This window comes from Micromonospora sp. BS32 (assembly GCF_059089345.1).
Genome location: NZ_JBSSHR010000005.1, coordinates 349,687 through 367,088 on the forward strand (window position 1 = coordinate 349,687; position 17,402 = coordinate 367,088).

General features: G+C 75.1%; 13 protein-coding genes. All 13 read right to left on the reverse strand.

Annotation, left to right across the window (positions count from 1 at the left end; genetic code table 11):
* On the reverse strand, positions 1-1,020 hold the full coding sequence (locus tag AC5RWQ_RS11370) for a segregation and condensation protein A (protein WP_494282688.1): 1,020 nt from the start codon (positions 1,018-1,020) through the stop codon (positions 1-3).
* A 53-nt stretch (positions 1,021-1,073) separates the two neighbouring features.
* Positions 1,074-1,997 (reverse strand): ParA family protein, encoded by a 924-nt coding sequence (locus tag AC5RWQ_RS11375; protein WP_334493009.1) that lies wholly within the window; start codon positions 1,995-1,997, stop codon positions 1,074-1,076.
* A gap of 192 nt (positions 1,998-2,189) precedes the next feature.
* Entirely contained in the window at positions 2,190-3,185 is a 996-nt protein-coding gene (locus AC5RWQ_RS11380) for a site-specific tyrosine recombinase XerD (protein ID WP_494282724.1), read from the reverse strand.
* 10 nt (positions 3,186-3,195) lie between these two features.
* A complete protein-coding gene (gene ald, locus AC5RWQ_RS11385; RefSeq protein WP_494282689.1) occupies positions 3,196-4,311 on the reverse strand; it encodes an alanine dehydrogenase in 1,116 nt (371 codons plus the stop codon).
* A 307-nt stretch (positions 4,312-4,618) separates the two neighbouring features.
* The gene (locus AC5RWQ_RS11390) at positions 4,619-5,269 is read right to left on the reverse strand and encodes an NUDIX domain-containing protein (protein ID WP_494282690.1); all 651 of its coding nucleotides are present in this window, start codon (positions 5,267-5,269) and stop codon (positions 4,619-4,621) included.
* Entirely contained in the window at positions 5,266-7,017 is a 1,752-nt protein-coding gene (pyrG, locus tag AC5RWQ_RS11395; protein ID WP_494282691.1) for a CTP synthase, read from the reverse strand. The genes AC5RWQ_RS11390 and pyrG overlap by 4 nt, the downstream gene beginning before the upstream one ends.
* 150 nt (positions 7,018-7,167) lie before the next feature.
* Entirely contained in the window at positions 7,168-9,546 is a 2,379-nt protein-coding gene (locus AC5RWQ_RS11400) for a hypothetical protein (protein ID WP_494282692.1), read from the reverse strand.
* A complete protein-coding gene (locus AC5RWQ_RS11405; protein WP_494282693.1) occupies positions 9,546-10,706 on the reverse strand; it encodes a glycosyltransferase family 4 protein in 1,161 nt (386 codons plus the stop codon). Before AC5RWQ_RS11405 ends, AC5RWQ_RS11400 begins: the two co-directional genes overlap by 1 nt.
* Positions 10,703-12,397, reverse strand: coding sequence for a murein biosynthesis integral membrane protein MurJ (gene murJ, locus AC5RWQ_RS11410; protein ID WP_494282694.1), 1,695 nt, complete (start codon positions 12,395-12,397; stop codon positions 10,703-10,705). Before murJ ends, AC5RWQ_RS11405 begins: the two co-directional genes overlap by 4 nt.
* A gap of 1 nt (position 12,398) precedes the next feature.
* Positions 12,399-13,244: a hypothetical protein gene (locus AC5RWQ_RS11415; RefSeq protein WP_494282725.1), complete on the reverse strand. Its 846-nt coding sequence runs from the start codon at positions 13,242-13,244 to the stop codon at positions 12,399-12,401.
* A 79-nt stretch (positions 13,245-13,323) separates the two neighbouring features.
* The gene (locus AC5RWQ_RS11420; protein ID WP_494282695.1) at positions 13,324-14,262 is read right to left on the reverse strand and encodes a copper transporter; all 939 of its coding nucleotides are present in this window, start codon (positions 14,260-14,262) and stop codon (positions 13,324-13,326) included.
* Positions 14,263-14,290: 28 nt separating this feature from the next.
* Positions 14,291-15,469 carry a putative cytokinetic ring protein SteA gene (gene steA, locus AC5RWQ_RS11425; RefSeq protein WP_494282696.1) on the reverse strand — a complete coding sequence of 393 codons (1,179 nt, stop codon included), beginning with the start codon at positions 15,467-15,469 and terminating at the stop codon, positions 14,291-14,293.
* Between the two features lie 119 nt (positions 15,470-15,588).
* Complete coding sequence (recN, locus tag AC5RWQ_RS11430) at positions 15,589-17,346, reverse strand: DNA repair protein RecN (RefSeq protein WP_334493572.1); 1,758 nt, start codon at positions 17,344-17,346, stop codon at positions 15,589-15,591.
* Positions 17,347-17,402: the final 56 nt, after the last annotated feature.

Consider the following 17,402-nt stretch of genomic DNA (forward strand, 5'->3'; position numbering starts at 1 on the left):
TCACTCCTCCGTCGCTCCCGGGTCGTCCCCGTCGCCCACCGGCGGGACGGGGCGCGCCGGGGGTTCCGCCTCGTCCGTCGCGGGGGCCGCCCGGTCGGACGGCCCGGCCTGCCCGGCCGGCGGCGCCGGCTCGCCGGCGTACTCGTCGATGTGCAGTTCTCCGCCGCCCTCGGCGGGCCCGGTCCAGCGGACGGTCAGCTCCTCCAGGGCCTGTTCCTGAACGAACGCGACCAGCCCCTCGCGGTACAGCTCCAGCAGCGCCAGAAACCGGGCGACCACCTCCAGGGTGATCTCGCAGTCGGCGCAGAGCAGCGAGAACGTGGCGATGCCGGCGCGGCGCAGCCGGTCGGAGAGGATCGCGGCGTGCTCCCGGACGCTGACCCGCACCATGTGCACGTGGGCGATGGAGACCTCGGGCACCGGCTTCGGGGTCATCGCCCTGATGGCGAGCTTCAGCAGCCGCTCCGGGCCGATGCCGAGCACCAGGTCGGGCAGCGCCTCGGCGTAGTGGGGTTCCAGGGTGACCGCGCGCGGGTACCGCCGGCCGCCGACCGACTCCAGCTCGGCGATGTGCGCCGCCGCCTCCTTGTACGCCTTGTACTGCAGCAGCCGGGCGAAGAGCAGGTCCCGCGCCTCCAGCAGGGCGAGGTCCTCCTCGTCCTCCACCTCGGCCGAGGGCAGCAGCCGGGCCGCCTTCAGGTCGAGCAGGGTGGCCGCGATGAGCAGGAACTCGCTGGTCTCGTCGAGGTCCCACTGGTCGCCCATGGCCCGGATGTAGGCGATGAACTCGTCGGTGACCTGGTGCAGCGCCACCTCGGTGACGTCCAGCTTGTGCTTGCTGATCAGTTGCAGCAGCAGGTCGAACGGGCCGGTGAAGTTCGCCAACCGGACGGTGAAACCGGTGCCCTCCTCGGCCTGCGGCACGCCGCCCGGATCCGTCGCCACCTCGGCGGCGACCTCGGCGGCCACCACGGCGGGCTGCTCCGGGGTCGTCGGCGGGTCCAGCGGTGGCGCGGTCACCGGAAGACCGTAGTCCACGCTCCGGGCGGGGCGACGCGAAGGTGCACGCCGGCCTACCGGTCGGCCTGGGCGGCGATCACCTCACGGGCCAGCTGCCGGTAGTTGCGGGCCCCCGAGGAGGCCGGGTCGAGCGTGGTGATCGGGGCACCGGCCACCGTGGACTCCGGGAACTTCACCGTCTTGGTGATCACCGTCTGGTAGACCTTGTCGCCGAACGCCTCGACCACCCGCTGGAGCACCTGCCGGCAGTGCGTGGTGCGACTGTCGTACATGGTGGCGAGGATGCCCTCGAGCTCCAGGTCGAAGTTGAGCCGCTCGCGGACCTTGTCGATGGTGTCCAGCAACAGCGCCACGCCCCGGAGGCTGAAGAACTCGCACTCCAGCGGGATGAGCACGCCGTGCGCCACGGTGAGCGCGTTGATCGCCAGCAGGCCCAGCGAGGGCTGGCAGTCGATCAGGATGTAGTCGTACTCCTTGCGCACGTTGCGCAGCACCCGGGCCAGGGCCATCTCCCGGGCGACCTCGTTGACCAGCTGGATCTCGGCCGCGGAGAGGTCGATGTTGGCCGGCAGAATGTGCAACCCGGCCACGTCGGTCTTGATCAGGACGTCCTCGGCGGTGACGTCGTCCTGCATCAGCAGGTTGTAGACCGACAGGTCGAGGTTGTGCGGGTTCACCCCCAGCCCCACCGAGAGCGCGCCCTGCGGGTCGAAGTCAACCAGCAGCACCTTGCGGCCGTACTCGGCGAGCGCGGCGCCCAGGTTGATGGTGGTGGTGGTCTTACCCACGCCACCCTTCTGGTTGGCCATCGCGATGATCCGCGCCGGCCCGTGCCGGTCGGTCGGCATCGGCTCCGGAATGGGCTTGCGCATCGTGTACGCGGCCGGGTCCGCCGGACCCAGGTCCGCGCCGAGCGACGCCTGCTGCTCGCGGAGCTCCGACGTCCAGGCGTCGGCACGATCACCGTTGCCAGCCATGTCCTCGTTGCCCCCTCCCGACGACCACCCGGCGTCGGAGCCTTCCGACCCTTCGCGGCGCCGCTGCGCACCCCGGATGTCGCCCCAGGAGGTCCGCGCCGAAGCCGACTCTACGCCACCGACCAGCAGCGCGTTCAGTACCGGTCTCCGGCGTGTCGGCCGTCCCGGCCGGTCCGCCGGCGGTGGGACGGATCAGCCGCGGGCGCGCGGGTGGGCGGTCGCGTACACCTCACGCAGCCGCTCCACGGTGACCAGTGTGTACACCTGGGTGGTGGTCACCGAGGCGTGGCCGAGCAGTTCCTGCACCACCCGCACGTCGGCGCCGCCGTCGAGCAGGTGGGTGGCGTACGAGTGGCGCAGCGTGTGCGGGGAGACCGCGCTCGGCCCGTCCACGGGCAGCCCGGCCCGCTCAGCGGCGCGGCGCAGGATGGTCCACGCGCCCTGCCGGGTCAGGGTGCCGCCGCGGGCGTTGACGAAGACCGCCGGGGTGCCCCGGCCGGCGGCGACCAGGCCGGGGCGGGCGCGCACCAGCCAGGCCCGCAGCGCCTCGACGGCGTACCCGCCGATCGGCACGAGCCGGGTCCGGCCGCCCTTGCCGCGCAGCAGGGCGGTGCCCTCGGTGACGTCCAGGTCGTCGATGGCGGCGCCGACCGCCTCGGAGATGCGGGCGCCGGTGCCGTACAGGAACTCCAGCAGCGCCCGGTCGCGCAGCGCGAGCGCCGCCCCGTCGCCGGTGGCGGTGACCGGGCCGGCGGTATCCAGCAGCCGGACCACGTCCTCGACCGGCAGGGCCCGGGGCAGCCGGCGCGGCGGGGTGGGCGGGTGCACGTCCCGGCTGGGATCGGCGCCGGCCAGGCCCTCGCGCAGCGCGAAGCGGTGCAGCCCGCGCACCGCGGAGGCGGCCCGGGCGGCCGAGGAGACCGCCAGCGGCGGGTGGTCGGGATCGCCGGCGCGGAGCCGGGCCAGGTGCGACTCGACCACGCCGGGGCCGACGGCGGCCAGGTCGGCGACGCCCGCCGAGGCCAGGGTGGTCAGGTACCGCTCCAGGTCCCGGCGGTACGACGAGAGGGTGTTCGCCGACAGGCCCCGCTCGACGGTGAGGTGGTCGAGGTAGCCGCGGACGGCACGGCGCAGGGCCGGCGCGGGCTGTGGGCCCGCACCGGCCCCGAGGTCCGGTGCTGCGGTCAGCCGTCGCCCCTCAGGCCAGGACGTCCGACAGCGGCAGCGTCTCCATGCCGTGCGCCTCGGCGACCGGGCCGTAGGTGACCCGCCCGTCGTGGGTGTTCAGGCCGAGGGCGAGAGCCGGGTCGCGGCGCAGCGCCTCGCGCCAGCCCTGGTTGGCCAGCTCCAGCGCGTACGGCAGGGTGACGTTGGTCAGCGCGTAGGTGCTGGTGTTCGGCACCGCGCCGGGCATGTTCGCCACGCAGTAGAAGATCGACTCGTGCACCTTGTAGACCGGGTCGGCGTGCGTGGTGGGACGCGAGTCCTCGAAGCAGCCGCCCTGGTCGATGGCGATGTCGACGAGCACGCTGCCCGGCTTCATCCGGGAGACCAGCTCGTTGGAGATCAGCTTCGGGGCCTTCGCGCCGGGGACCAGCACCGCGCCGATGACCAGGTCCGCGTCGACCACGGCCCGCTCGATCTCGTACGCGTTCGAGGCGACGGTCTGCAGGTGGCCCCGGTAGATGGCGTCGGCCTGGCGCAGCCGGGCGACGTTCTTGTCCAGCAGCAGCACCTCGGACTGCAGGCCCAGCGCGATGGCGGCGGCGTTCAGGCCGGAGACACCGGCGCCGATGACCACGGTCTTGGCCGCGTACACGCCGGAGACGCCGCCGGGCAGCACGCCCCGCCCGCCGCCGGTGCGCATCATGTAGAACGCGCCCACCTGCGGGGCGAGCCGGCCGGCCACCTCGGACATCGGGGCGAGCAGCGGCAGCGACCGGTCCGGCAGCTCGACGGTCTCGTACGCGATGCCGGTGACCTTCCGGTCGATCAGCGCGTCGGTGCACTCCTTCGACGCGGCCAGGTGCAGGTAGGTGAAGAGCACCTGCCCCTCGCGCATCCGGTGGTACTCCTCGGCGATCGGCTCCTTGACCTTGAGCACCAGCTCGGCGGTGTCCCACACCTCGTCGGCGGTGGCCAGGATCTTGGCGCCAGCGGCGGCGAACTCGTCGTCGGTGATGCTCGACCCCTCACCGGCACCGGACTCGACGAAGACCTCGTGACCGTGGCGGGTGAACTCGTTGACGCCCGCCGGCGTGATCGCCACGCGGTACTCGTGGTTCTTGACCTCGCGTGGGATTCCGACCTTCACGATGCAGACACCTCTCTCGGGGCAGCTCACCCCCGACTGCGCGGTGCCGCGTCGGCCCCTTTGCCGGCGCGGTCCACCGGTCCCGCCGGCGGCAGTCTAGGCGCGCGGCCACCCTCCGGGAGCCAGCACAGTGACATCCGGTGCCCGATCCGCCTGACGGTGTGTCAGGCGTCGGGCCGGCGCCTCCACTCGACGGTCCGGCCCCATCGTCGCACCACGTCGGGGCCGCCGCCCACCGGAAACCCCAGGACACGACGCGGAAGGGCCGCACGGGCGTGCCGTGCGGCCCTTCCGGGCGTACCCGGGGTCAGCGGGGCAGCGGGGCGTCGGCCCGGCGCAGCACCGACCAGCCGGCGTCGCGGGCGCGGGCCGCGGCCAGCAGCCCGGCCACGCACGGACCGTTGGTGATCTCCCCCGCGAGCACCATGCCGACCGCCTCGTCCAGGTCGAGCCGGACGAGTTGGATGTCCGCCTCCTCCTCGCGGCGCTCGTGCCGCTGGTCGGCGGGGACGTCGGCCAGGTCGCGGGCGAGGAAGACCCGCACCACCTCGTTGGAGAAGCCCGGCGAGGTGTGCACGTCGACCAGCAGGTCCAGGGTGCCGGCGGCCAGATCGGCCTCCTCGGCGAGCTCCCGCGCGGCGGCCGCCGCCAGGTCCTCGCCGTCGACGTCCGTCAGCCCGGCGGGGAGCTCCCACAGGTGCCGGCCGACCGGCTGCCGGTACTGCCGCAGCAGCACCACCTGGCCGGCGTCGTCGAGCGCCACCACGGCGACCGCCCCGACGTGCCGGACGTAGTCGCGCTGCGCGGTCCCGCCACCCGGCATGGTCACCTCGTCGGTGACCACGTCGAAGATCTTGCCGCGGTACCGCTCGGTGCGCCCGCGCAACTCGTAGCGGTGCTCGACGGCGCTTCGCGCCGCGCTGCTGAGCCCCCCGGTTCGCTCGCTCCGCTCGCTCACGAGGCGGAGGAGGCCTTCGCCGCGGCGCCGTTGCGGGCGGCCTGCTCCGCCGCGGGGGCGTCGGCCACCGCGTCGAGGTCCACCGGCAGCTGGTCGGCTTCCGAGTACGCCACGGTCGCCTTGACGAACGCCGCGAAGAGCGGGTGCGGCCGGGTCGGGCGGCTCTTCAGCTCCGGGTGCGCCTGGGTGGCCACGAAGAACGGGTGCAGGTCCCGGTCCAGCTCGATGAACTCGACCAGCCGGCCGTCCGGCGAGGTGCCGGAGAAGTGCAGGCCGGCCTTGGTGAGCTGGTCACGGTAGGCGTTGTTCACCTCGTACCGGTGCCGGTGCCGCTCGCTGATCTCGGTGCTGCCGTACGCCTCGGCGACGATCGAGCCCTCGGTCAGCTTCGCCGGGTACGCCCCGAGCCGCATGGTGCCGCCCAGGTCGCCCTTGCCGGCGACGATGTCCTCCTGGTCGGCCATGGTGGCGATGACCGGGTGCTTCGCCTCCTCGTCGAACTCCAGCGAGTTCGCCCCGTCGAGGCCGGCGAGGTGGCGGGCCACCTCGATGGTCATGCACTGCAGGCCGAGGCAGAGGCCGAGCAGCGGGATGCCGTTCTCCCGGGCGTACCGGGCGGTGCCGATCTTGCCCTCGATGCCGCGCACACCGAAGCCGCCCGGGATGAGGATGCCGTCCACGCCGGCCAGGGCGGCCGCCGCGCCGGCCGGGGTGACGCAGTCGTCGCTGGGCACCCAGCGCAGCTGCACCCGGGCCCGGTGGCCGAAGCCGGCGGCCCGGATCGCCTCGCTGACCGACAGGTACGCGTCGGGCAGGTCGACGTACTTGCCGACCACCGCGACGGTGACCGTGTGGTGCGGCTGGTGCACCCGCTCCAGCAGGTCGTCCCAGCTGGTCCAGTCCACGTCCCGGAAGGAGAGCCCGAGCCGGCGCACCACGTACGCGTCGAGCCCCTCACGGTGCAGCACCTTCGGGATGTCGTAGATGCTCGGCGCGTCCGGGGCGGCGACGACCGCCTCGCGGTCCACGTCGCAGTAGAGGGAGAGCTTCTCCTTGAGCTTCTCCGGGATCTCCCGGTCGCAGCGCAGCACGATCGCGTCGGGCTGGATGCCGATGCTGCGCAGCTGCGCCACCGAGTGCTGGGTCGGCTTGGTCTTCAGCTCGCCGGACGGCGCCAGGTACGGCACCAGCGAGACGTGCAGGTAGAAGCAGTTGTCCCGGCCGAGGTCGTGGCGGACCTGGCGGATCGCCTCCAGGAACGGCAGCGACTCGATGTCGCCGACGGTGCCGCCCACCTCGGTGATCACCACGTCCGGCAGCTGGCCGTCGGCGTCCGGGTCGGCCATGCCGAGGATCCGGGACTTGATCTCGTTGGTGATGTGCGGGATCACCTGGACGGTGTCGCCCAGGTACTCGCCGCGCCGCTCCTTGGCGATCACGTCCGAGTAGATCTGGCCGGTGGTGACGTTGGCCTTGCCGGAGAGCGCCCGGTCGAGGAACCGCTCGTAGTGGCCGACGTCGAGGTCGGTCTCGGCGCCGTCCTCGGTGACGAAGACCTCGCCGTGCTGGAACGGGTTCATCGTCCCGGGGTCGACGTTGAGGTACGGGTCGAGCTTCTGCATCACCACGCGCAAGCCGCGCGCGCTCAGCAGGTTGCCGAGGCTGGAGGCGGTGAGGCCCTTACCGAGCGAGGAGGCGACGCCCCCGGTGACGAAGATGTGCCGGGTCGTGCGTGCTGAAGGGGCCAAGGCCTGCTCCCGTGTCGTCCGTAGCGGTCAAGCGAACCGCCGTGCCGATCAGCAAAGTGATCACGCGATCCACGGGATTCCACGGTAACACCTTCCCGACCCCGGTCCGGCGTCGCACCCGGGGTGACGTGCCCGGAGTCGGTCGGCCGGTCAGTTCGCCGTCACCTCGGTCGATGCCCCGGCGCCGTCGCCGGGGGCGCGGGCGGCGGGCACCGCCACCGCGCCGGGGCGGCGTTCGCCCTCCCCCGGCCGTCCGTCCGCCGCCTGCGCGTCGCCGGTCCCGGTCGCGTCGGCGTCGGCCTGACCACCCTCGGGGGTACGCCCGGAGCCGGCGGATCCGCCGTCGCCCCGCTCACCTCCGGCCGGGCCGCCGTCCGGGGCGTCACCGGCCGACGCACCGCCCGGCCCGTCCCCGCGCGGCCGGCCGGCGCCGGGCTGGGTCCGGTCGGTGGAATGGTCGAGCACCCGCAGCGAGGCCAGCGCCGCCATCGGCACCACCAGCGCACCCGCCGCCCCGGCCACGTCCAGCGCGGAGCCACCCAGCAGCCCGCCGATCACCGCGGCCACGGCGGTGCCGGCCATCGCCGCCCGGACCGCCGGGTAGATGCCGAACAGCCGCAACAGCCCGCCCCAGGGCTGGAGCAGGGCGAACCAGACCAGCAGCGCCCCCAGCACGGCCAGCAGGGTCAGCGGGCTGTTCACCAGGGTCTCGAAGTTCGCCGTACTGGAGCGGTGCACGGTGAGCCCGCCGGTGCCGTCGGCGAGGGCGGCCAGGAACCGGCCCAGGGCGCCGCGCTCGTCGGCGGGGCGACGCAGGTCCACCACGGCGAAGCCGATGGTCAGCGCCAGCCCGGCCATGGCTGCCCAGACCAGCCGGCTGACGGTGAGCCAACCGCCGGTGCTGATCGCCGCGGCGACCGCCACCCCGGCGGTGAGCGCCACCGCGCCGACCGGGTCCGACCCCAGGTAGGGGCTGCCCACCACCACCACGGCCGCGCCGCCCACGGCGACGACCACCATCGGCCGCCAGCCCCGGCGGACCCGCTGCGCCAGCCAGCCGGCGCAGAGCAGTGACCCGGCCAGGAAGACCCCGAGACCCACGGTGCCCAGACCGGAGAAGCGACCGCCCTCCAGCGCCGAGTAGCCGACCACGCCGTTGAGCTGCAACCGGGCCCCGCTGACCACGTCCGCGCCGACCACCAGGGTGGCCAGGCCGGCCACCACGCCGAGCGGGCCGAGGGTGCGGTCGTGCCCGGGGGCGAACCGGACCAGGGCGGTCGCCGCCCCGATCAGGGCCACCGTGACCAGCGCGAACCACCAGCCGGCGTGGTCACCGCGCCACCAGGGCACCGCGTCGGCGAGCAGGGCGGCGGGGACGGCCAGCGCGGCGGCCACCAGCAGCAGCTCCACGACCGCCACGATCCGCCGGGAGACCGGCGGCGGGCTGTGCGGGCCGGCGAGCCGCCGGGCGCGGCGCAGCAGCGGCAGCACGGCCACCGCGAGCGCCACCTGCGCCCCGGCGAGCAGGGCGAAGAACCACCCGGCGACGGTGCGCTGGGCGCCCGCCTCGCGGTCGGCGTCGGCCGGGGCGGCGATGGCGGCGGCCAGGTCGTCCGGACGGTCCTCGATCCGGACCGCCGGGCGGCCGAGGAAGAGCCGTTCCGGGATCGGCCGGCCGAGCGCGGCGAGCGCCGTCGGGGCGAGATCGGCCAGCTGCAGGTACCCCTCCCGGCCGGTGCTCGCCGAGGTGAGCCAGCCGTGCTCCCAGCCCGGCCCGTCGGCGACGGCCACGTGCAGCCGGGCCGGCTCGGCGGTGTCGGACACCCCGGCGACCAGGACCATCGAGCGGGCCGGCCGGGCGGCGAGCACCCGGGCCAGCGCCTCGTCGGCGCGGCGGGCGTCGGCCCGGCGGGCCACCGGGTCCGTACCGGTGACGGTGCCGAGGTCGACGATGCTCAGCACGCAGGAGCCGAGCAGCCCGGCCGGGTCGGCGGGCAGCGCCGGGGCGTACCGGTCGACGCGGCCGAAGGGACGGGCGGCGGCGACCGCGGCGCCGGGGCCGACCGCCACCGAGCAGCGCACCGACTCCGCCAGCGAGCCGGGCACCGCACCCCAGGGCAGCCGGTCGGCGTTGTAGCGGACCACGCCCTCCTGGTCCGGCAGGTTCGCGCCGATGCCGTCGGGCTGCTCCACGGTCACCCCGACCGGCGGGCAGCCGCCCTGCTGGCGGCTGCCGTTCCAGGCGGCGTAGCTGCCCGCCCCCAGGGTGAGCCAGCCGTCCACCGGGCAGGTGGGGCGGTGCGCGGAGCGGGTGGACAGCGACCCGATCGACCCCCGCTCGGCCATCCGCCACAGCGTCGGGGTGGTCTGCGGATCCACGTCGTCCCAGCGCAGCCCGGCGACGCCGGCGACCACCACGAAGTCGGCGGTGTGCCGGGGCGCGCCGGTCCGCGGCCGGGCCGCCAGCGCGGTCACGCCGAGCACCACCACGAGCAGGGTGAGCAGGACCGGGGTGAGTCGGCGCAGCATCACCGGCGCCCCGTCGACGAGGTGTCGGCGCCGGCCGGTCCGGCGGCGTCCGGGGCCAGCTCGGCGTAGAGGGCCAGCAGGGCGGTGACCGTGTCCTCCTCGGCGGGCCAGGTGGCGGCGCGGGCGGCGCCCCGGCGGGCCAGGTCGGCGCGGAGGCTCTCGTCGTCGAGCAGCGACCGCACCGCCGCGTCGACCGCGTCGACGTCGCCGGCCGGCACCAGCACCGCCGCGTCCCCGACCAGCTCGGGCAGGCCGCCGACCGCGGTGGCCACCAGGGGCACGCCGGCGTGCAGCGCCTCCTGGGCGAAGAGCTGCCGGGCCTCCCAGTCGCTGGTGACCACGGCCAGGTCGGCGCCGGCGAGCAGGTCCGCCACGTCGGTGCGGTGCCCGAGCAGGGTCACCGGCGCGCGGGCGGTGGAGATCCGGGCGGCCAGCGGCAGGTACGCGGGGCCGCTGCCGGCGATGACCACGACCGGCGGCGGGGTCCGGCCACGCCACCGCGCGGCGGCGTCGATCAGCACGTCGTACCGCTTCTGCGGGTGCAGCCGGCCGACCGAGAGGATCAGCGGCTGGTGTGGCGCCACGCCGAACTCGGCGCGGACGGCGGCGCGGCGGCGGCGCGGCGCGGGCAGCGCGGGCGCGGCGACCGGGGCGAGCCGGGCGTCGGCGGCGCCGAGGGCGGCGGCCCGCTCCACCAGGTCGGCGGAGGCGCCCAGGGCGACCCGGGCGGAGCGCGCGACGGTCCGCTCGGCGAGCCGGGAGAGCTGACCGCGCAGGCCGCCGGCGAGTACCGCGTTGTGCCAGGTCACCACCAGCGGGGCGGCCGGCCGGGCGAGGACAGCGACCAGCCCGGCGCGCAGGCCGTGGGCGTGCACCACCTGGACCTGCTCGGCGGCGAGCGCCCGGCGCAGCGCGACCACCGCGCGGGCGTCGGTCGGGGTGGGGCTGGCCGGGATCTCCACCGGGGCGAAGCGGGCGCCGACGCCGGTGAAGTCGAACTGTTCCTGGGTGGCCGCGGGCCCGCAGACCAGCACCGAGACCCCGGCGGCGGTCATCTGACGGGCCACCGACCGGATGTGCTGCCCCACCCCACCGGTGCTGGAGGCCAGCAGCAGGACCACCGTGCCGCGCCATCGGGCCGCCGACGTCGGGTCGGTCATGGGGACACCGTCTCCTTCCCGTCACCACCCCGCTCCGGGGGTACGCCGTCGCTTCGCGGGCCGCGCCGCGGGGCTGCCCGTCGTCGCCCGAGCCGGCGCCGCACCCGTGCGAACAGCGGCCGGACGTCCGGCCGGTCCGCCAGCCCGGCCACGGCGAGGAAGACCACGCCCACCACGGCCCCGGACAGCATGCCCTGCGCGAGCGCCTCGACTTTCGTCGGGGTGCCGTCGGCGAGGCCGGCCAGCCACCGGGCGGCGACCACCCCGGCGGGGGCGGCGAGCGCGGCGGCGAGCAGTCCGGCGCCCCCGGCCCGGGCGGCCCCGTGCAGGGCGGGCCGGCCGGCGGCGCGGAACACCGCGCCGAGCAGCAGGACGCCGAGCACCAGCATGCCGGCGGAGTTGGCCAGGGTGACCGCGAGCACCCGGTCGGCCCGGGGCAGCAGCGCCGCCAGCGGCACGGCGACCACCGGCACCACCAGCCAGCCGGTGGTGATGGCGGCCGTCGCCGCCCGGGTGGCGCCGCGGGCGTAGAGCGCCCGGGACAGCACGGCGAAGAGGCCGTAGCCGACCAGGCCGGGGGCGAACCCGGCGATCGCGGCGGCGGCCGGCCCGACCCCGTCGGCGCCGAAGAAGAACCGGGCCACCGGCTCGGCGGTGCCGACCAGGGCCGCCGCGCCGAGGAAGCTGAACAGCAGCACCCCACGCACCGTCGAGGCGAGGGTCCGCCGGTAGCCGTCCTCGTCGCCAGCCGCGGAGGCGGCGGAGAGCGTCGGGTACGCGGCGACCGCGAGCGGCACCGCGAGCACCGCCCAGGGCAGCAGGTACATGGTCTGCGCGAGGTTGTAGACCTGCGGCGAGCCGGTGGGGCCGCCGGAGACCCGGTTCAGGATGACCACCAGGGCGGCCTGCTGGGCGGTGACCGTCACCGCGCCGGCCAGGGCCAGCCCGCCGACCCTGGCCCGGGCGTCGGCGGAGAAGGCGTACCCCGGACGCAGCCGCAGGCCGAGCCGGCGCAGCGGGATCAGCAGGGACAGCGACAGCGCGACCACGCCGAGGGTGGTCCCACCGGAGAGGACCAGCTCGCCGGCCCGGCTCACCCCGGCGACGGTGGCGCCCCGCCCCTCGGTGATGCCGAAGACCAGGTAGACCACCATCACGGTGAGGCTGGACAGCAGCGGCGCGATCACCGGCCAGGCGAACCGCCGGTGCGCCTGGAGCACCCCGGTCAGCACGATCCCGACGCCGTAGAGCGGCAGCTGCGGCGCGAAGACCCGCAGCATCCGCGCGCCGGCGGCCAGCTCCGCCGGGGACCGGTCGTCGGCGAGCACCGAGATGATCGGGTCGGCGAGCAGCGCCACCAGCAGCGCGAGGGGCACCAGCAGGGTCACCGTCCAGGTCAGCAGCGCGCCGGTGGTGGCGGCCACCGCCCGGCGGTCGCCGGCCGCGACCGGTCCGGCGAGTAGCGGTACGACCAGGCTGGCCAGCGCGCCGCCGGCGACGATCTCGAAGATGATGTTCGGGACGGTGTTGGCGATGACGTACATGCCGCCGAGGTCGCTGCGCTCGACGACCAAGGTGAACACGGCGGTGCGGCCGAAGCCGGCGAGCCGGGCGACCACGGTGAGGACGGCGATCAGGGCGGCCGCTCCGGCCACCCGGCCGGCGCCGGCGAGGGGGGCCGGTCTGGTCACGTCAGTCGGATCGCCGGCCCACCGCGTCGAGCTCACGCAGTACCGGGGTGCGCTGGATCACCTGGGTGAAACTGACCTTCTCGCTGGCGGCGGTGAGCCCGGCCAGGACGGCCAGGACCGCGGCCCGGCCGACCGGGCCGCTGCGGGCCGCGAGGGTGACCCCGAGCAGCGCGCCGAGGGCGTTGGCGCCGCTGTCGCCGACCATCACCCGCTCGCCGAGGTCCTCGTCGAGCAGCCCGGACGCCGCGCCGACCGCGCCGGCGGCGAGCCCGCCGTGCGGGCCGCGGGCCAGCGGGGCGCCGAGCAGCACGCCGGACTTCAGGGCCCGGCCGGGACGCAGGTCCAGCAGGTTGAGCAGGTTGGCGGTGCCGGCCACCACGCCCGCGCCGAGCAGCACGTCGACCGTGCGCCCCAGCGCGCCCTGGCCCTGGCGGCGGCGGTGCCCGGCGACCGTCGGGTCGGCGACGAGCAGGACGGCCGCGGCGAGCCCGGCCGCGCCCACCCCGCCGACCTTGACCATGCCGGCGGTGACCCGCCCCTCGCGCAGCGCGGCGAGGTGCCCGGCGAAGCCCTTGGCGGCCTTCTGCTCGGGCCGGTTGCCGACCACGTCGTCGTAGAGGCCGACCGCGCCCGCGCCGAGCCCGGCGACCAGCGCCGCCGCCCCGGCGGGGACGCTGGGTGCGCCCAGCGCGCCGGCGGCGGACGCGCCGACGGCCAGCGCCGGCCCGGCGGCGAGGGTGACGGTGCGGCCACGGAAGTTGGTCCGCTCCAACGCGGGGGCGACCGGCGCGGTACGGATCTCGCGCAGCGCGTACCGGGTGCCGGCGGCGCCGAGCGCGGCGGCCATCAGCCGCCCCACCCCGCTCACCGGGCACCGCCGGAGGGGACGGACGGGCGGCTTCCGCTCAGCGCGGTACGTCGTTCGCTCACTGGGGCAGTCTAGGCAGCAGCGAGCCGGCATTGTCGCCGACGCCGTACTGGCCGGCCTTCTTCTCGGTGAGCTGCTGCACCAGGGCGAGGCTGGTGACCAGCTGGCCCTGGGTGGTGTTGGCGTTGTCGACGGTGGAGATGGTCTGGGCGAGCACCGGGTCGCCACGCACCACGGCGACCAGGTTGCTGCCGGAGGCGCCGGTGCCGCCGACGACGATCGCCCCGGTCCGGTCGAACTGCTCGGCGATCTTCACCACCGACTCGTCCTTCTTGGCGGAGTCCTTGTCCACGTACGGCTGCCCGCTGACCACCACGACGGCCTCGGCCGGCCCGGTGACCTTGTCCTCGGTGGTGAGGTACCCGGCGTTGCTGTACGCGGCCAACACCGCCCTACGGTCCGCCTCGGTGACCGGGGCGGCGCCCTGGCCCCGGTCGAGCAGCACGCTGGCGAGCAGGGCGCTGGAGGTCTCCACCCCGTTGCCGTTGCCGGGCAGCGCGGAGGCGGGGGCGCTGGGACGGGCGGCGGTGACGGCCAGCTCCATCAGGTTGGTGTTGTTGTCCGGGTTGATGAACTTGTCCTGCACGTCGACCCGGCCGGTGACGTTGGCCCCGGCGAGCTGGAGCATCTTCAGCACGCCCTCGGTGTGCTCGCGGCCGGCGGGCAGGCTCAGCACCATGACCCGCTTGCCGGCGAGCTTGCCCGGCAGGTAGACCTGCGCCATCTGGGCGGCGAACTCCTCCTCGAGCTCCAGCTCCTTCTGCATGCTGTTGACCGACTGGCGCATCTGCTGGTTGTCCTTGCGCAGCGCGTTGACATTCTCCTTGAGCGAGTCGGCCACCGGGCCGTTGAGGGCGGCCGTGCCGACCACCAGGCCGATGGCCAACGCCAGGAAGACCGCGGTCAGGGACACCACGTGGTACCGGAAGTTGATCACGCTTGCAGCCTCTTGATCGGTCGGGGAGCTAGAAGAGCTGGCCGAGCTGGAACACGAAATTGTCCCACCACTCGGAGACCACGCCCAAATACGCCTTCCCGACGGTGGAGACCGCCACCGCGGAGGCCATCGCGGCGACCGCCGAGAGGACCAGCAGCAGCAGCGACGAACCCGAGATGCTCTGCCGGTAGAGCCGGCTGACGCCCTTGGCGTCGACCAGCTTGCCACCGACCTTGAGCCGGGTGAGGAAGGTCGAGGCCATGCCGCCGCGGCCCTTGTCGAGGAACTCCACCAGGGTGGCGTGGGTGCCGACGGCCACCAGCAGCGACGCGCCCTTCTCGTCGGCCAGCAGCATGGCCAGGTCCTCGCTGGTGGCGGCGGCCGGGAAGGTGATCGCCGGCACGCCGAGGCCCTCCACCCGGGCCAGGCCGGGCGCCCGCCCGTCCGGGTACGCGTGCACGATCACCTCGGCGCCGCAGCGCAGCACGTCGTCGGTGACCGAGTCCATGTCACCGATGATCATGTCGGGGGTGTAGCCCGCCTCGACCAGCGCGTCGGCCCCGCCGTCGACCCCGATCAGCACCGGCTTGAACTCCCGGATGTAGGGGCGCAGCACGTCCAGGTCGGCCTTGTAGTCGTAGCCGCGGACCACGATCAGGCAGTGCCGACCCCGCATCTGGGTCTGGATGTCCGGTACGCCCACCCCGTCGAGCAGCAGGTCGCGCTCCTGGCGCAGGTAGTCCATGGTGTTGGCGGCGAACGCCTCCAGCTGGACCGACAGGCCCTCCCGGGCGTCGGCCATCGCCTTGGCCACGGTCTCGGCGTCCTGCAGCTCGCCGTGCGCCACCGGCTCGTCGCCGACGAAGACGGTGTTGCCCTCGATCCGGATCGTGTCGCCTTCCCGCACCCGCTCGAAGATCCCCTCGCCCAGGTCGTCCAGGAGCGGGATGCCCGCGGCCACCAGCACCTCGGGGCCGAGGTTCGGGTAGCGGCCGGAGACCGACGGCTTGGCGTTGAGCACCGCGGCGACACCGACGGCGACCAGCGAGTCGGCGGCGACCCGGTCCAGGTCGACGTGGTCGATGACCGCGATGTCGCCGGGGCGGAGCCGGCCGGCCAGGCGCTTGGTCCGACGGTCGAGGCGCGCGGTGCCGAGGACTGAGCCCGGTTCCGTGTTCCGGTTCCGGCGCAACATGGGTAGACGCATCGTGACCATCCTGGCATGTGAGGCAGGCTTCTCTGTCGCGACATGCCTGAGCAGGGCCGCCTACCCAGGGAAGCACACGAGGGCGCGGGCCGGTGTGCTTGCGCTCACAATCGCCGCGCTCAGGGCCGCCTTTCCTTGGCGGCGACGGCCAGGAGCTCCTCGGCATGGGCGATACCCAGGTCGGAATCCGGCAAACCCGCGAGCATACGGGCCAGCTCCCGGGCCCGCTCGGTGTCCTCCACCACCCGTACCCCGCTGGTCGTCACCGCTCCCCCGGTGTCCTTCGCCACCACCAGGTGCCGGTCGGCGAAGGCGGCCACCTGCGGCAGGTGGGTGACCACCAGCACCTGGTGGCTGCGGGCCAGCCGGGCCAGCCGGCGACCGATCTCCACCGCCGCGGTGCCGCCGACGCCGGCGTCCACCTCGTCGAAGACCAGCGTGGGCGGGCCACCCGAGCCGGCGAAGACCACCTCGATGGCGAGCATCACCCGGGACAGCTCGCCGCCCGAGGCGCCACGCTGCAGCGGCAGCGACGGCGCGCCCGGATGGGCGAGCAGCCGCAGCTCCACCTCGTCCGCGCCGTCCGGGCCGATGCCGGCCGTCGCGCCGTTGACGGTGAGGGTCGGCTCGGCCTTCCCCGCCGCCCGGGGCACCACCGCCACCTCGATCCGGGCGTGCGGCATGGCCAGCCCGGCCAGCTCGACGGTGACCTGCTCGGCGAAGCGGACCGCGGCCTCGTGCCGGGACGCCGACACCCGGCCGGCCAGGTCGGCCACCTCGGCGGCGAGGCGGGACGACTCCCGGTCCAGCTCGTCGAGGAGTTCGTCGGAGGAGTCCAGGTCGGACAGTCGGGTGCGGGCCCGCTCGGCCCAGGCGACCACGCCGTCGACGTCGTCGGCGTACTTGCGGGTCAGCGCGCGCAGCGCGGCCCGGCGCTCGTAGATGACCTGGAGCCGGGCCGGGTCGGCGTCCAGCACCGCGAGGTACGCCGACAGCTCCGCGGAGACGTCTCCGACCAGGGTCGCGGCCTCCTCCAGGCGCAGCGCCAGCTCGCCCAGCGCCGGATCGGTGCCGGCCTGCGCCTCCAGGGTGCGCCGGGCGGCGCCGAGCAGCGTGGTGGCGTCCGGGGTGTCGTCGGCCGCCTCCACGCCGCCGGCCACGCACTGCTGGGCCAGCTGCGCGGCGGCGCGCAGCCCTTCGGCGTGCTCCAGCCGCTGCGCCTCCGTCTTGAGCTCGTCGTCCTCGCCGGGCTGCGGGTCGACCCGGGTGATCTCGTCCAGGCCCAGCCGCAGCAGGTCGGCCTCCTGGTTGCGCGCGCGGGCGTTGCGCCGCCGGTCGGCCAGGTCGTCGACCACCTGCCGCCACCGGCCGTACGACTCGCGGAGCGCGTCGAGCAGCTTCTCGTGCTCGGCGCCGGCGAACCGGTCCAGCGCCGCCCGCTGCTCGGCCGGCCGCAGCAGCCGCAGCTGGTCGGACTGGCCGTGCACCGCCACCACCTGCTCGCCGACCTCGCCGAGCATCGACACCGGCATGCTGCGCCCACCCACGTGGGCCCGGGAGCGGCCCTCGACGGTGACCGTCCGGCTCATCAGCAGCGAGCCGTCCTCGTCGGGCTCGCCGCCGGCCTCCCCGATCCGGGCGTGCACGGTCGCGGCGACCCGGCCGACGAGGCGCAGCCGCCCCTCGACCACCGCCCGGCCCGGCTCGGCGCGCACCCGCCCGGCGTCGGCCCGGCCGCCGAAGAGCAGGCCGAGGCCGGTCACCACCATGGTCTTGCCGGCACCGGTCTCACCGGTGATGACGTTCATCCCACCGGTCAACGGCAGTGTGGTGTCCTCGATGACGCCCAGTCCGGTGATGCGCAGCTCTTCCAGCACAGCACCCGACAGTAGACGCGGCCACCGACAGTTGACCAGCCGGCGCGGGCGGCGCG

Coding starts and splice junctions, on each gene's coding strand:
- AC5RWQ_RS11375 (WP_334493009.1), bottom strand. CDS start 1,997: ATGGCTGGCAACGGTGATCGTGCCGACGCCTGGACGTCGGAGCTCCGC.
- steA (WP_494282696.1), bottom strand. CDS start 15,469: ATGCGTCTACCCATGTTGCGCCGGAACCGGAACACGGAACCGGGCTCA.
- AC5RWQ_RS11415 (WP_494282725.1), bottom strand. CDS start 13,244: ATGGCCGCCGCGCTCGGCGCCGCCGGCACCCGGTACGCGCTGCGCGAG.
- AC5RWQ_RS11405 (WP_494282693.1), bottom strand. CDS start 10,706: ATGACCGACCCGACGTCGGCGGCCCGATGGCGCGGCACGGTGGTCCTG.
- AC5RWQ_RS11400 (WP_494282692.1), bottom strand. CDS start 9,546: ATGCTGCGCCGACTCACCCCGGTCCTGCTCACCCTGCTCGTGGTGGTG.